Origin of the sequence: Cryobacterium sp. Y62 (assembly GCF_002929785.1) — a bacterium.
Classification (GTDB): domain Bacteria; phylum Actinomycetota; class Actinomycetes; order Actinomycetales; family Microbacteriaceae; genus Cryobacterium.
This window is the reverse complement of record NZ_PJJK01000120.1, coordinates 59,767-75,256: the sequence shown is the minus strand read 5'-3', so window position 1 is coordinate 75,256 and position 15,490 is coordinate 59,767. Positions and strand designations below refer to the sequence as shown.

Annotated in this window: 10 protein-coding genes; 4 read left to right on the top strand and 6 right to left on the bottom strand. The window is 64.7% G+C overall.

What is annotated here, in order from left to right:
• Nucleotides 1–16 precede the first annotated feature (16 nt).
• A complete protein-coding gene (locus tag CXY71_RS18735; RefSeq protein ID WP_104139103.1) occupies nucleotides 17–1,429 on the top strand; it encodes a LysM peptidoglycan-binding domain-containing protein in 1,413 nt (470 codons plus the stop codon).
• A gap of 88 nt (nucleotides 1,430–1,517) precedes the next feature.
• Entirely contained in the window at nucleotides 1,518–3,494 is a 1,977-nt protein-coding gene (gene pknB, locus CXY71_RS18730) for a Stk1 family PASTA domain-containing Ser/Thr kinase (protein ID WP_104139100.1), read from the top strand.
• 179 nt (nucleotides 3,495–3,673) lie between these two features.
• On the opposite strand, the gene CXY71_RS18725 is transcribed toward pknB, so the two are convergent.
• From CXY71_RS18725 to CXY71_RS18715, 3 genes are all read right to left on the bottom strand, one after another.
• Nucleotides 3,674–5,044, bottom strand: a complete 1,371-nt coding sequence (locus CXY71_RS18725) for a class II 3-deoxy-7-phosphoheptulonate synthase (protein WP_104139097.1) — start codon at nucleotides 5,042–5,044, stop codon at nucleotides 3,674–3,676.
• Between the two features lie 100 nt (nucleotides 5,045–5,144).
• On the bottom strand, nucleotides 5,145–5,834 hold the full coding sequence (locus tag CXY71_RS18720) for a 1-acyl-sn-glycerol-3-phosphate acyltransferase (RefSeq protein WP_104139095.1): 690 nt from the start codon (nucleotides 5,832–5,834) through the stop codon (nucleotides 5,145–5,147).
• Between the two features lie 131 nt (nucleotides 5,835–5,965).
• On the bottom strand, nucleotides 5,966–6,910 hold the full coding sequence (locus CXY71_RS18715) for an ROK family glucokinase (RefSeq protein ID WP_104139092.1): 945 nt from the start codon (nucleotides 6,908–6,910) through the stop codon (nucleotides 5,966–5,968).
• 173 nt (nucleotides 6,911–7,083) lie between these two features.
• On the opposite strand from CXY71_RS18715, the gene CXY71_RS18710 reads away from it, so the two are divergent.
• Nucleotides 7,084–8,916, top strand: coding sequence for a long-chain fatty acid--CoA ligase (locus CXY71_RS18710; protein WP_104139089.1), 1,833 nt, complete (start codon nucleotides 7,084–7,086; stop codon nucleotides 8,914–8,916).
• Between the two features lie 227 nt (nucleotides 8,917–9,143).
• On the opposite strand, the gene CXY71_RS18705 is transcribed toward CXY71_RS18710, so the two are convergent.
• From CXY71_RS18705 to CXY71_RS18695, 3 genes are all read right to left on the bottom strand, one after another.
• Nucleotides 9,144–9,635 carry a peptide deformylase gene (locus CXY71_RS18705; RefSeq protein ID WP_104139086.1) on the bottom strand — a complete coding sequence of 164 codons (492 nt, stop codon included), beginning with the start codon at nucleotides 9,633–9,635 and terminating at the stop codon, nucleotides 9,144–9,146.
• A gap of 94 nt (nucleotides 9,636–9,729) precedes the next feature.
• Nucleotides 9,730–11,124 (bottom strand): MinD/ParA family protein, encoded by a 1,395-nt coding sequence (locus CXY71_RS18700; RefSeq protein ID WP_233204722.1) that lies wholly within the window; start codon nucleotides 11,122–11,124, stop codon nucleotides 9,730–9,732.
• Between the two features lie 35 nt (nucleotides 11,125–11,159).
• Nucleotides 11,160–14,564 carry a pyruvate carboxylase gene (locus CXY71_RS18695; protein ID WP_104139083.1) on the bottom strand — a complete coding sequence of 1,135 codons (3,405 nt, stop codon included), beginning with the start codon at nucleotides 14,562–14,564 and terminating at the stop codon, nucleotides 11,160–11,162.
• A gap of 78 nt (nucleotides 14,565–14,642) precedes the next feature.
• Here CXY71_RS18695 and CXY71_RS18690 point away from each other — a divergent pair, with 78 nt between their 5' ends.
• Entirely contained in the window at nucleotides 14,643–15,455 is an 813-nt protein-coding gene (locus CXY71_RS18690; protein WP_104139081.1) for a ParA family protein, read from the top strand.
• Nucleotides 15,456–15,490 lie beyond the last annotated feature (35 nt).

The following is a 15,490-nucleotide window of genomic DNA, read 5'->3' as shown; positions in this document are numbered from 1 at the left end:
AATGAAATGGAGCACCATGTCGACCAGGGTGACAGTACACACGAGGACCGAACAGATCAAGACGGATGCGGCGGCGCTGGCCGCACCGCGGGCCACCGTTTCGCAGGCTGGTGCTGCACACGCCGGTATTCAACTAGGCGGTATTGAACTGGGCGGTACTGAGGTAAGCGGTACCGAGGTAAGCGGTACCGAGGTGAGCGGCGCCAATCGTGCCAGCACGGCTGTGGCCGGCGGCACAAAGCGGCGGGTGAAGAAGGCCGCAGACCTGCGGTCCCGCCAGGCCCTGCTCACGGTGCCGATTGTGCTGGTCAGCACCCTGGCCATCAGCCTCAACATCGCAGCTCCCGTCGAAGCCCAGGCCCTCGCCAAGAAGCCGCTGAAAGCGAAGCTCGCCCAGTCCACACCGGTTCTCGCCGTAGTTCCCACGTCGGTCGCTGCCACCGTGCAGATCGCACCGGAGCAGTACTCCGTCGTTGACGGCGACACCGTTAGTGGTATCGCCGGCCGGTTCGGTCTGGCGACGGCGGCCGTGCTGGCGCTGAACGGTCTCGATTCCCAGAGCCTGATCTTCCCCGGCCAAATCTTGACCCTGGCCGAGGCGGCAGCGCCGGCCGGTTCCGTTTCAACGGCATCGACGAATTATGTCGTGCAGAGCGGCGACACGATCAGCGGCATTGCGGCCGCACATGGGCTGAAGACCGCCGACCTGCTCGGAGCCAATGGCCTCGGCGGCAGTAGCGTGATCTACCCCGGCCAGGTCGTACTATTGGCCGCTGCTGGCTCGATGGAGGCCGCCGTGTACGTCGCGCCGGAGGTCGCGGCTTCCGCAGCCACCCACACGATTGCCTCGGGTGAGACCATTACCACGGTCGCTGATGAGGCCGGTGTGAGCGTGCAGGCCGTGCTCGACGCCAACGGGCTCGGCTGGTCGAGCATCATCTACCCCGGGCAGGTTCTGACGCTGCCCGTGACGGTCGTCCCGGCGGCCTCTATCACCCGCGCTACCGCGGGCGTCGTCACGCCGATGACCGACGAAATGCGCCAGAACGCCCGCACCATCGTGGCGACGGGGCGCGGCGCGGGTGTGAACGATGCCGGTCTGGTGATCGCGCTGGCCGCCGCCGCCCAGGAGTCGGGGCTGCGTAATGTCCACTATGGCGACCGGGATTCCCTCGGGCTGTTCCAACAGCGCCCAAGCGCCGGCTGGGGCACCCCCGAGCAGGTCATGGACCCGGTGCGGGCCAGCCTCGCCTTCTTCGGCGGCGCCGGAAACCCAAACCCCGGCATCACCCGCGGTCTGCTCGACATCGCCGGCTGGGAATCCATGACCGTCACCCAGGCCGCCCAATCGGTACAGATTTCGGCCTACCCCAACTACTACGCAAAGTGGGAAACATCGGCGCAAGCCTGGCTCGTCGAAATCGGTTAACCGAATTCAGCGCACCGACCGGGTGTCTCCCCGGCGAACCCTGCGCGCCGCGCGCCGCGGGCGCCACCCTATTACCTAGAATCAAGGAGTGAGCGTTCCCTCGACCGACCCGATGATTGGCCGTCTTATCGACGGCCGGTATCAGGTGCGCTCGCGGATCGCGCGCGGCGGCATGGCCACGGTCTATCTGGCCACCGATCTGAGGCTGGAGCGTCGCGTCGCGATCAAGATCATGCACGGTCATTTGGCCGACGACAGCGCCTTCAAGATCCGCTTCATTCAAGAAGCCCGGTCGGCCGCCCGGCTCGCGCACCCGAACGTCGTCAACGTCTTCGACCAGGGCCAGGACGCCGATATGGCCTACCTGGTCATGGAATACCTACCCGGCATCACCCTGCGCGACCTGCTCAAGGATTACGGCCGGCTCACCCCCGAGCAGACCCTCGACATTCTCGAAGCCGTGCTCAGCGGGCTCGCCGCCGCCCACAAGGCCGGCATCGTGCACCGCGACGTCAAGCCCGAGAATGTATTGCTGGCCGATGACGGCCGCATCAAGATCAGCGACTTCGGTCTGGCTCGCGCCGTCAACAACAACACGGCCACCGGTCAGGCCTTGCTCGGCACCATCGCTTATCTCTCCCCCGAACTCGTCACTCGCGGTGTCGCTGATGCCCGCAGCGACATCTACGCCCTCGGCATCATGACGTTCGAGATGCTGACCGGTGAGCAGCCCTATGTGGGCGAAGCCCCGATGCAGATCGCCTATCAGCATGCCAACGACACCGTGCCGGTACCGAGCAGCAAGGTCGACTCCATCCCCCGCGAACTCGATGAGCTCGTGCTCTGGGCCACCGCTCGCGACCCAGAGGACCGTCCCCGAGACGCCAGGGTCATGCTCGACCAACTGCACGACGTCAGCGCACTGGTGCGTGGCGGTACCCAGGAGCTGGCCCTGCAATCGACCATGGTGCTGCCCTCGAGCCGACGTGCCGGCGCCAACGCCATAGCGGATGCCGAAACCCAGGTTTTCGGCGCCAAACTCGCTACCACCAGCCCGCCCGCCGCGACCCTGCTCGGTATTCACCCGGTTGGTACCGGTCCGGTGGGGCCGCCCGACAGCGGCGAGCTACTGGGCAAGAAGGCCGACAAGCGCAAGCGCCGCGGATTCTGGCTGTTCGCCCTCGTCATTCTCATCGCTGCGACTCTCGGCGGCACCGGCTGGTACTTCGGCTCCGGCCCGGGCTCCGACGTGATGCTGCCCGATTTTGCGTCGGCCTCTCCCGAAGCAGCTTCGGCTAAATTGAGTGAACTCGGCCTCCAACCCGAGCTCGGTGGCGCCTTCAGCGCCACCGTCGCCGAGGGGATCGTCATCGGCACAGATCCGCATGCCGGCAGCCGCGTTCCCCAGGACAGCCCGGTCACGATCATCGTCTCCCAGGGACTGCAACCGATCACGCTGCCCACGCTGGCGGGCTTGACGCAGGAGGCGGCATCCACTCTGATCACCGACTTGAACGCCGCCGTCGGCAGCATCGACCCGATCTTCAATGGCGACGTGCCCGAGGGCACCGTAATGGCCGCGAGCAAGGAAACCGACGGTGCCGATCTCTCAGCCGGTGGCGAGTATTTCGAGGGCCTGACCGTGAACCTCGTCGTGTCACTCGGCGCCATTCCGAACGTCGACGGCAAGACCGTAGCCGAAGCCACCGACATTCTGGTGGGGAAAAACCTGCTCGCGATCTCCGGAGAGCAGACCTACAACGACACGGTGCAGGAGGGCGACGTCATCACGGCGCAGGTTCCCGAGGGCACGATTCGCGAAGGCGCCACGCTGGTCCTTGTCATCTCCCGTGGCCCAGAGCCCGTACAAGTGCCCACGAATATCATCGGCAAATCGTGGACTGAAGCCAAACCCATACTGGAGGCCACTGGCCTCAAACTCGAATACAACGGGTTCGCCGATACCCCCGGCGCTTCGAATTTCTTCAAAGTCGCGACATTAGATCCCGGGGAAGGCGAGTTAGTACTACCCAGTGAGCCTCTCAGAATCGGCTTCACCGCCTAGTTCTGCAGCTCGCCGCGCCGACCCAGTTTCAGAAGAGCGAGGGCGGTGGGTGCTCCGTGGGGTGGCGAGTTTCGGGGTGTTTGAGCGAGGAACGGATGACCCTCCGACGACGCGGTCCGCCTCAGGAACGCGACTAGCGACATCTACTTTCCGGGCCCGGGTTCGGTGCAAAAAAGGGGCTAGCGAGCGGCCAGCTCCTCAGCCACCAGGAAGGCCAGCTCGAGGGACTGCATGTGGTTCAGGCGCGGGTCACAGAGCGACTCGTAGCGGGTCGCCAGGGCGGCCTCGTCGATGTGCTCCGAGCCGCCGAGGCACTCGGTGACGTCGTCTCCGGTGAGTTCGACGTGGATTCCACCGGGGTGAGTTCCGACGGCGCGGTGCGCCTCGAAAAAGCCCTTGACCTCGTCGACGACATCGTCAAACCGTCGCGTCTTGTAGCCGGTCGGCGTGGTGACACCGTTGCCGTGCATCGGGTCGGTCACCCACAGCGGCGTCGCTTCGCTGGCCTTGATGGCCTCGAGCAGCGGCGGCAGAGCATCCCGCACCTTGCCGGCACCCATGCGGGTGATGAAGGTGAGGCGGCCCGGCTCCCGGTTCGGATCGAGCTTGTCGACCAGACGCAGCATGTCGTCGGCCGACGTTGTCGGGCCGAGCTTGACGCCGATCGGGTTGCGCACCCGCGACAAAAAGTCCACGTGTGCACCGTCGAGGTCGCGGGTGCGTTCCCCGATCCAGATGAAGTGGGCCGAGGTGTTGTACGGCGTGCCGGTGCGGGAGTCGATGCGCGTCATCGGGCGCTCGTAGTCCATCAGCAGGCCCTCGTGGCTGGTGTAGAACTCGGTGCGGCGCATGGCCTCGAAGTCGGCGCCACAGGCGATCATGAACTTGATCGCGCGGTCGATCTCCTTGGCTACCTTCTCGTACTGCTGGTTGGCCGGGTTGGCGGCGAAGCCCTGATTCCAGCTGTGCACCTGGCGCAGGTCGGCGAAGCCACCCTGCGTGAACGCACGAATGAGATTGAGGGTCGACGCCGACGTGTGGTACGCCTTGACGAGCCGATCGGGGTCGGCCTCGCGTGACTCGGGCGTGAACGGGTAGCCGTTGACGATATCACCGCGGTAGGCGGGCAGGGTCACGTCGCCGCGGGTTTCGAAGTCGCTCGAGCGAGGCTTGGCGAACTGGCCGGCCATCCGCCCCATCTTGATCACCGGCATCGACGCACCGTAGGTGAGTACGACGGCCATCTGCAGCACGGTCTTCACCCGATTGCGGATCTGATCGGCCGTGGCACCGCTGAACGTCTCGGCGCAGTCGCCACCCTGCAGCAAAAATCCCTGACCGCCGGCGGCCTGCGCGAGCCGATCACGCAAAATGTCGACCTCACCGGCGAACACCAGCGGCGGTTGCGTCGCCAATTCGGCGGACGCCGCGGCCACCTTGTCGGCGTCCGGCCAGGTCGGCTGCTGCTTGATCGATAGGGTGCGCCAGTGGTCGAGACCCGTGATGACAGAGGCTTCTGCGGCAACAATGGGCTCGGTGGGGTCTACCACGGGATAGTTCCTGTTTTCTCTGCTGGACCGGTAACGCGCGCCGGCTACGAAATGGATGAGGTGCTGCAACGCGCACGGCGCAAACAGCAATTCTGGCAGCTTATCGCGAAAGGCTGGCCCGCTTCTCTTTGACCGAGGACGCGTAGACGTCTACGTACTCCTGTGTGCTCAGCTGTCGCAGCTCGTACATGAGCTCATCGGTGACGCTGCGCAGCACAAACCGATCGCCTTCCATGCCCTCAAACCGGGAAAAATCGAGCGGTTTACCGATCACGATTCCAATTCGGCGAACCCGGGGAATGCGAGTTCCGGTCGGCATGGCCTTCTCGGTGTCGATCATGGCAACCGGAATGACCGGCACGCCAGACTCAAGCACCATGCGTGCCACACCGGTACGCCCACGATATAGGCGGGCATCCGGGCTGCGGGTGCCCTCTGGGTAGATGCCGAGAATTCGGCCATCCCGCAGAACGCGCAAGCCGGTATTGAGTGAATCTTCGGAGGCCTTGCCGCCGGAGCGGTCGATCGGCAGCTGTCCGGCTGCGGTCAGAAATTGCCGCGTTGCCCAGCCCTTGAGCCCCTTGCCGGTGAAATAATCGCTTTTGGCCAGGAATGCCACGCGGCGCGGCACGACGAGCGGCAGAAAAACCGAGTCGATGAACGACAAGTGGTTGCTGGCCAGAATGACCGGGCCGGTCTTCGGAATGTGCTCCAGACCGATGATCCAGGGCCGAAACAGCGAGAGCAGCAGTGGGCCGATGACGATGTTCTTCATGAACCAATAGAACATTCGCACTCCTTTATCCTGCTGTGAAAGCTTAGTCCGCCTACGCTATCCAAGCGGATGCCGCGCGCGGCCGGACCAGACTGGTCGCCGCCGCGGCCTCCCGCACCACCCCGCCAAGCCCGCTGAGCGCCCGCTTAGCGCACCGCGTGCAGCCGAGCGAGGTCTGCCGCACCGACCACACCGGCGTCGTTGACGAGCTGGGCGATGGCGAACTCAGCTTCAGGGTGATACCCGCGGGCTGGAAGGTGGGCGAGGTAGGCCGCCCGGATCGGCTCGAGCAACAGTTCGCCGGCGGCGGCGACTCCCCCGCCGAACACGAAGACCTGCGGGTCGAGTACAGCGCCCAGGCTCGCGCAGCCTTGCCCGAGCGCACTGCCGAGCTGACGCAGAGCGGCGAGGGCTCCGCCGTCACCGTCCTGAATCAGCAGTCCGACCTCTTTGCCGGTGAGTTTACCGCACCGCTCGCGGACAGCGGCCAGACCGAGGCCAATGCCGCCGGCATCCGCAAAATCATTGGCGATGCGCAGCAGTGCCCGGCCGGAACCGTACTGCTCGAGGCAGCCGTGGGCACCGCAGCCACAGGCCAGACCGTCGGGGACGACACGCAGATGGCCGAGTTCAGCGCCGGCGCCGAATCCACCGCGAAAAAGTGCGTTGTTGATCACGATCGCGCCGCCCACCCCAGTACCGATGGTGAGGGTGACCATATCGGTGTACGCGCGTCCGGCGCCGAAGCGAAATTCAGCCCAGCCGGCGGCATTGGCGTCGTTCTCGATGATGATGGGCAGGTCGAGGCGCGCCTCGAGCTTGTCGCGGAACGGCTCGTTACGCCAGCTGATGTTCGGCGCGTAGTACACAGTCGACTGGGCGGAGTCGATGAACCCGGCGGCGGCGACCCCCGCGGCGACGACATCTTCGCCCACGGAGAGGCCCAAAATCATGGCGACGACGACATCTTCGATTTCCCGCGGGTTTCCCGGGGAAGTCGGCTGCCGATCAGAGCGAATGATGGTGCCCGCCTCGTCAACGAGGGCGCCGGCAATCTTGGTGCCCCCGATATCGATACCAATTGCGTGCACGGGGCACCTTTCGTTGCGGGCGATCGAGAAGTAGTGTGGCGGCACCGGGTGGCCGGGCATGGCACGCTCTAGAGTGTAGTAAACCAGTTTGCCGCTGGACGAAACACCCGCTCACCTCAGATTTTCTGGCTCGCGAGCAGTTGGCACGTTCAGCCGGTACCAAAGGAGTTGCCGTGAAACAGTTTGATATGCCCGCCGTTGTTCCCGCCGATCCTGGCGCCAACCTCACCGATCTCCTGATGGATCGCCTCGCTGCGACTCCAGACCTCATTTTGTTTTCTCTGCCGCGCAACGGCCAGTGGCTTCCTGTCACCACGAAGGAGTTCCATGCCCAGGTCGTAGCCCTTGCCAAGGGTCTCGTGGCCGCCGGCATCGAGCCCGGCGACAAAATCGGCTTGATCTGCAGGACCCGCTACGAGTGGACCCTGATCGACTTCGCGACCTGGTTCGCCGGGGCGATTCTGGTTCCGGTTTACGAGACCAGTTCTCCGAGCCAGGTGCAGTGGAACCTCAGCGACTCCGGCGCTACGTCCGTCATTGTGGAGACCGCCGACCATTTCGCCCGCTTCGATGAAGTTCATCCGGAACTTAGCGACATCCGTTCGGTCTGGCAGATCGATTTGGGCGATTTGGACAAGCTCGTAGCCGGGGGTGTCAACGTCACCGACGCCGAGATCGAACGCCGCCGCAACCTCGCCGTCGGAGACGACATGGCCACCCTCATCTACACCTCCGGTTCGACCGGCAAGCCGAAGGGCTGCGTACTCACGCACGCGAATTTCCTCGAGACCAGCCGCAATGCCGCGGTCGCACTCAAAGAGCTTTTGATCCACCCCGAGGGCGCCTCGACCCTGCTGTTCATCACGACCGCGCACGTGTTCGCCCGCTTCATCTCGGTGTTGTGCGTGCACGCGGGGGTGCGCGTCGGGCACCAGGCCGACACCAAGACCCTTCTGGCCGCGCTGGGCAGCTTCCAGCCGACCTTTCTGCTGGCAGTCCCGCGGGTGTTCGAAAAGGTCTACAACTCGGCCCAGCAGAAGGCCATCGCCGGCGGTAAGGGCAAGATTTTCAACACGGCCGCTCACGTAGCCGTCGAGCATTCCAAGCTCGTGCAGGCCGGAACGTCGATTCCGCTTGGCATGAAAATTCAGTTCGCCCTGTTCGACAAGCTGGTCTACAGCAAGCTGCGCGCCGCGATGGGCGGCAAGGTCATTTGGGCCGTCTCGGGTTCGGCTCCGCTTGGCGCCCACCTCGGTCACTTCTTCAAAAGCCTCGGCATCGTCATTCTCGAAGGCTATGGCCTGACCGAGACGACCGCCCCGGCCAATGTCGGTCTGGCCACGCGGGCCAAGATCGGCACGGTCGGACCGCCGCTGCCCGGAGTGTCGGTGCGCGTCATGGACGACGGCGAGATCGAGGTCAAGGGTGTCAACGTCTTCAAGGAGTACTGGAATAACCCACAGGCCACCGCAGACACCTTCGACGACGGCTGGCTGAAGACCGGCGACATCGGCGACTTCGATTCCGACGGTTATCTCACCATCACCGGGCGTAAGAAGGAGATCATCGTCACAGCCGGCGGCAAGAACGTCGCTCCGGCCGCACTCGAAGACCCAATCCGGGCCAACCCACTGGTCGGGCAAGTGATCGTTGTCGGCGACCAGAAACCCTTCATCGGCGCGCTCATCACCCTCGACCCCGACATGCTGCCGGTCTGGCTGAACAACCATCAAGAAGATGCCGGAATGACGCTGGAACAGGCATCCGTCAATAAAACCGTGCTCGCCGAAATTCAGGCCGCGGTCGATCATGCCAATGAGGGTGTGTCGCGGGCAGAATCGATTCGCAAGTTCACGCTGCTGCCGATCGAGCTCACCGAGAACAGCGGGCATCTGACACCGAAGATGAGCATCAAACGCAACATCATTCTGCGCGACTTCGCTCAGGAGATCGACACGATGTACGCGAATGCGCCGGTGACTGAGGGGATCTCGCTGCGCGAGTAGTTTGAGGTGGGACCCGGCCCTGTGTGGGTCGGGTTCAGGCTTGCTGTAATTGTAGGTCGGGCCCAGTACTATTTCTGGCGGGTCGGGTCCGAGAAAAGCACTGCCTTCCACGCTTAAACCGTGAACTCGCAAACCCGCGGAACACTTCCCCGTTCCCTCATCTCCGTGACGGCACAAAGCTTCGATCGTGCCGGCTCAGCACCGAATGGTCACGCTCCGGTCAGGGGCTAGAACCAGGTAGACCCGCGGATTTCTTTCATCGCGGCGCGACGGTTTTCCTTGTCGAGACGGTCGATGTAGAGAAAGCCGTCGAGGTGATCGGTCTCGTGTTGCAGCGCCTGGGCCATGATGCCGGTGCCGGAGAGTTCGACCGGGTTATTGTCGAGTTCGATGCCGGTCACGCGCGCGAAGGGGTAGCGCTTGGTGGGGTACCAGAGGCCGGGAACGGACAGACAGCCCTCGTCGACGAAGTCGGGTTCACCGGAGAGTTCGACGATGATCGGGTTGAGGATGTAGCCGATGACGCCGTCGACGTTGTAGCTGAAGGCGCGCAGGTTGACACCGATCTGGGAGGCGGCGACGCCTGCCCGGCCGGGTAGGCGCACGCTGTCGACGAGGTCGCGCACGAGACCGCGCACGCGGTCGTCGATTCCGTCGATGGGGTCGGATACGGTCTTCAGCACCGGATCCCCGAAGAGACGGATTTGACGTTCGGGCACGGGGACACTCCTCGGGGTGAGCGGATGGGTCAGGTTGAGCAGGAGGACACGACTAGTTCGAACGGATACAGCGTGCCCCGGTCGAGCGGCAGCGCTAGGCGCTGCGGTCGGCGGGCAGGCCCGCGACGACGAGCTCGGCCAGGGTGCGCGCGGCCAGCCGGGTGATCGGCTTCAGGTCTTTGTAGGACACGACGCTGCCGGCGGCGAGCTGCGGGTCGTAGGGAATGCGCACGATTTCGCGCACCCGCGAGCGAAAGTGCGACTCGATCTCTTCGAGCCGCACCAGGTTCGTGCCCTGCGTGGCGGTGTTGAGCGCGACAATTGCGTTACGCACGAGGTCGCCGTAGCCGTTCGCTTCGAGCCAGGTCAGGGTTTCGGAGGCCAAACGCGCCTCGTCGACGCTTCCGCCGGAGACGATGACGATCGAGTCGGCCCGCTGCAGGGTGGCGCGCATGACCGAGTGCACAATTCCGGTGCCGCAGTCCGTGAGGGCAATCGAGTAGTAGCGGGCAGCCAGGTCGGCGACGACGTTGTAGTCGTTCTCGTCAAAGGCCTCGGAGAGCAGCGGGTCCGTGTCCGAAGCAAGAATGTCGAGGCGGGTTTCATCGCGCGAGACGAGAGCGGAGAAATCGGTGAAGTTGCCGATCGATGCCGCCTTTGAGACGACATCGCGCACGGTCGAACGGGTCTGCTTGCTCACGCGTTCGGAGAGCGTTCCGCGGTCGGGGTTGGCGTCGATCGCGATGATGCGGTCGTCGCGAGCGTCGGCCAGAGCCATGCCGAGCAGCGTCGTGACGGTGGTCTTGCCCACGCCGCCCTTGCGAGTGAGGATCGGCACGAACCGGGTGCCGCCCTCGAACTTGCGACGAATGCGCTCGTTCATCTCCTTGGACGCACGTACCTTGGCCGAGTCGCCGAGATTGACCAGGTGCAGCGAGAGCGCGTAGATGAATTCCGGCCAGACGCCCTGCGGCGCCTTGCGGGTCTTACGGTTCACGGTGAGCAGGCGATCCGAGGTGAGCATGGCCGCCGACTCGGGGGCTGAGCTGTTTTCGGAGCGGATGCGATCGCGCCGAACCGACGCTGCGGCATCCGGTCTGGAGAGCGATTCGATGGCGGAATTTGCGCCGGCAGCTCTGGCCGGGGCCGGCGTGTTGATTTCGACGGTGTGGGTGACCGGCGTCGGCAGGACACGGGCGTTTTCGACAGAGGTGCTCGGTCCCCCCTGTGCGACGGCCCGCCGTGGGGCGGCGGGCACGTCGATGGAAACGCTGAAACTCTCGGGCAGGGAGGCAGCGAGGTTGTCGATCGTGTGCGGTGGCAGTTCGCTGTGGTACTCGTCGCCGTTGTTGTCGGTAATGCCAGACTCGTCACTGCGCCTGTCGACACCGCGGTCATCGGTACCGCGATGCTCGTCCCTGGTTCGCTTGGCGGCGGCCGACACGGGGCGCGCGAGCGCGCTCTGGTCGTCAGTACGTTTGTCTGGCACGGTACATCCTCAACTGATCGATAACGGCCCTAATCTTAGCGTGGACGCACCGTTACGAGCAGATCGCCGGCATCGACCTGCTGGGTGAGCGGGATAGCGACCCGCTCGATGGTTCCGGCAATCGGTGAGGTGATCGCGGCTTCCATTTTCATCGCTTCGATCGACGCGACGCTCTGGCCGGCTTCAACGTGCGTACCCTCCTCGACTTTCAAAGTGACCACACCGGAGAAGGGCGCGGCGATCTGGCCGGGCTGGTTCGCGTCCGCTTTCTCGGCGACCTTGGTCTGCACGGTGATGCTCGTGTCACGTACGAACACCGGGCGCAGCTGGCCGTTGAGAATGGTCATGACGGTGCGCATGCCTTTGTCGTCGGCCTCACCGATCGCTTCAAGGCCCACGTAGAGCCGCACACCCTTCGCTATCTCGACGGCGTGCTCGTGGCCCTGCTGCAGGCCGTAAAGGTAGTCGTGGGTGTCAACGACGGAGAGATCGCCGTAGGTTTCCTTGACCTGTTCGAACTGGCGAGTCGGCGCCGGGAACAGCAACTGGTTGAGCATTGCACGACGCTCGGCGCTTCCGGCATCGAGGGCAGTACGTTCACCGTCGGTGATTTCGGTGACGCCGACGCGCACGTTACGTCCGGCGAGTACCTTGGTGCGAAACGGTTCTGGCCAGCCGCCTGGCAGGTCGCCGAGTTCGCCGGCCATGAATCCGATGACGGAGTCCGGCACGTCGTAGTTGCCCGGGTTCGCTTCGAAGTCGGCCGGGTCGGCCTTCACCGCGGCGAGGTAGAGAGCGAGGTCCCCGACGACCTTCGACGAGGGCGTAACCTTGGGCACCCGGCCGAGGATGGTGTTCGCGGCGGTGTACATGTCTTCGATTAGTTCGAAGTGGTTGGCCAGGCCGAGAGCGACGGCCTGGGTGCGCAGGTTCGACAGCTGCCCGCCCGGGATCTCGTGGGAGTACACCCGGCCGGTCGGGGCGCTGAGCCCCGATTCGAAGGGGCTGTACAGGGTGCGCACAGCTTCCCAGTACGGCTCGAGGTCGGTCGTGGCCTTGAGCGAAATGCCGGTATCGCGTTCGGTGTGGGCGAGGGCGGCGACGAGAGAGGATGCCGACGGCTGGCTGGTCGTGCCGGCCATCGGTGCGGATGCCACGTCCACGGCATCCGCACCGGCCCGCGCTGCGGCGAGCAGGGTCGCGAGCTGGCCGCCCGGGGTGTCGTGGGTGTGCACGTGCACGGGCAGGTCGAAGCGTTCGCGGAACGCGGCGACGAGCTTCTCGGCAGCGCTCGGACGGAGCAGCCCGGCCATATCCTTGATCCCGATGACGTGGGCGCCGCTGTCGACGATCTGCTCGGCCAGGCGTAGGTAGTAGTCGAGGGTGTAAAGGTTCTCGGCCGGGTCGAGCAGGTCACCGGTGTAGCAGACGGCCACCTCGGCCAGCGCGGTGCCGGTATTCAGCACCGCATCGATCGCCGGACGCATCTGCGACACGTCGTTGAGGGCGTCGAAGATGCGAAAGATGTCCACGCCGGTGTCGGTCGCCTCGCGCACGAACGCGTCGGTTACCTCGGTCGGATACGGCGTGTAACCGACGGTGTTGCGGCCGCGCAGCAGCATCTGCAGGTTGATGTTCGGAAGCGCTTCACGCAGGGCTGCGAGGCGCTCCCATGGGTCTTCGCCGAGAAAACGCAGTGCGACGTCGTAGGTGGCGCCGCCCCACGCCTCGACCGACAGCAGTTGCGGCGTCAGCCGGGCCACATAAGGGGCCACTGCGACAAGGTCCTTGGTGCGCACCCGGGTCGCGAGCAGCGACTGGTGGGCATCCCGGAACGTCGTGTCGGTAACGGCCAGCGCGGTCTGGCCGCGTAAGGAGGCGGCGAACTTTGTCGGGCCGAGTAGCTGCAGCTTCTGGCGCGAGCCATCGGGCGCCGGCTGGCTCAGGTCGAGCTGCGGCAGCTTATCGCGTGGGTGCACCGTGGTCGGCGGCACGCCGTTGGGCTGGTTGACGGTGACCTCGGCCAGCCATTTGAGAATCTTGGTGCCGCGGTCCTTGGACTCGCGGCCGCGCAACAATTCCGGGCGCTCGTCGATGAACGAGGTGCTCAGATCGCCGGCGGCGAAGTCTGGGTCGTCGAGCACGGCTTGCAAGAACGAGATGTTGGTCGAGACGCCGCGAATGCGGAACTCGGCCAGCGCACGCTTCGACCGCACGACGGCGGCGGCATAGTCGCGGCCGCGGCAGGTGAGCTTGGCGAGCATCGAGTCGAAGTGCGGGCTGATCTGCGCTCCCGGGTTGATCGTGCCACCATCCAAACGGATGCCGGCGCCACCGGGAGACCGGTAGGTGGTGATCTTGCCGGTGTCGGGCCGGAACCCGGCCGCGGGGTCTTCGGTGGTGATGCGGCACTGCAGGGCTGCGCCGCGCAGGCGGATCTCGCCCTGGGTCAGGCCGATCTCGGCGAGGGTCTCCCCCGAAGCAATACGAATCTGCGCTTGCACGAGGTCGACATCGGTGACTTCTTCGGTCACGGTGTGCTCGACCTGGATGCGCGGGTTCATCTCGATGAACACGTGCTGACCAGCGCGTTCCCCGACGGTGTCGAGCAGAAACTCGACCGTGCCGGCGTTGACGTAGCCGATCGAGCGGGCGAACTTGATGGCGTCGGCGTAGAGCTGGACCCGAATCTCATCGCTCAGGTTGGGCGCCGGAGCGATCTCGATGACCTTTTGGTGGCGGCGCTGCACCGAGCAGTCGCGCTCGAACAGGTGCACGGTCTCGCCGGAGGCATCCGCCAGAATCTGCACCTCGATGTGCCGGGGCCGAAGCACTGCGGCCTCGAGAAACATCGTGGCGTCGCCGAAGGCGCTGTTGGCCTCGCGCATGGCCTCTTCCAGTGCTCCACGCAGCTCGCTCTTCTTGGCGACGCGACGCATGCCGCGCCCTCCACCGCCCGCGACGGCCTTGGCGAAGATGGGAAAGCCGATCTCATCGGCCTGGCTGATCAGCAGTTCAACGTCGGTCGACGGCTGGGTTGACTTGAGCACGGGAACCCCGGCCGCGATGGCGTGTTCTTTCGCCGTGACCTTGTTGCCGGCCATTTCGAGCACGTCGGCGCCGGGGCCGATGAAGGTGATGCCGGCAGCGGCAGCGGCATCGGCCAGCTCCGGGTTCTCCGACAGAAAACCATAACCGGGGTAGATAGCATCGGCGCCAGATTCCTTGGCGACGCGGATGATCTCACTTACGTCGAGGTACGCGCGAACCGGATGCCCGGTCTCGCCAATCTGATACGCCTCATCCGCTTTCAGACGGTGCAAGGAGTTCCGATCCTCGAACGGAAACACCGCCACGGTCTTGGATCCGAGCTCGTAAGCCGCGCGCATGGCACGGATCGCAATCTCTCCGCGGTTGGCAACAAGGATTTTCTCAAACATGCAAGCCTTTCGAGGGCGTACGGGGCGCACAGCTAACGGTTAGGTTCTCTAACACTAGTGAAGGTAACCTTGGTACTCATGCACGTACTCAGCGTTAGCTCCCTCAAGGGAGGCGTAGGAAAGACCACGGTGACCCTTGGTCTGGCTTCTGCAGCCTTCGCCCGCGGCGTGCGAACACTGGTCGTGGATCTCGATCCGCAGTCTGATGTTTCCACCGGAATGGATATTCAGGTTGCCGGTCACCTCAACGTTGCCGATGTGCTCAGTTCGCCGAAGGAAAAGACCGTTCGGGCCGCGATTGCGCCCAGCGGTTGGACGCGGAATCGTCCAGGCACGATTGATGTCATGATCGGCAGCCCTTCGGCCATCAATTTCGACGGGCCACACCCGAGCATCCGTGATATCTGGAAACTCGAGGAAGCACTCTCGACGATCGAGAAGGACTACGAGCTCGTGCTCATCGACTGTGCGCCGTCGCTCAATGCCCTCACGCGTACCGCATGGGCCGCGAGCGACCGGGTCGCGGTTGTGACCGAGCCCGGTCTGTTCTCGGTCGCTGCGGCTGACCGGGCGCTGCGCGCGATCGAAGAAATTCGACGTGGGCTGAGCCCGCGGTTGCAGCCGCTCGGAATCATCGTGAACCGGGCCCGCGCGGCGTCGCTCGAGCACCAGTTTCGAATCAAGGAGCTGCGCGACATGTTCGGGCCGCTCGTGCTCAGCCCGCACTTGCCCGAGCGCACCTCCCTACAGCAGGCGCAGGGCGCTGCGAAGCCGCTGCACATCTGGCCCGGTGACAGTGCCCTCGAAATGGCGGGCTACTTCGACCAACTTCTCGACCGGGTGCTGCGCACAGCGCGCATCGGCGAGTATGCCGAGGTTCCGGCGCACTAGAATTTTCGCGCCACGCGCTGCGAGCCAGTGGCTCC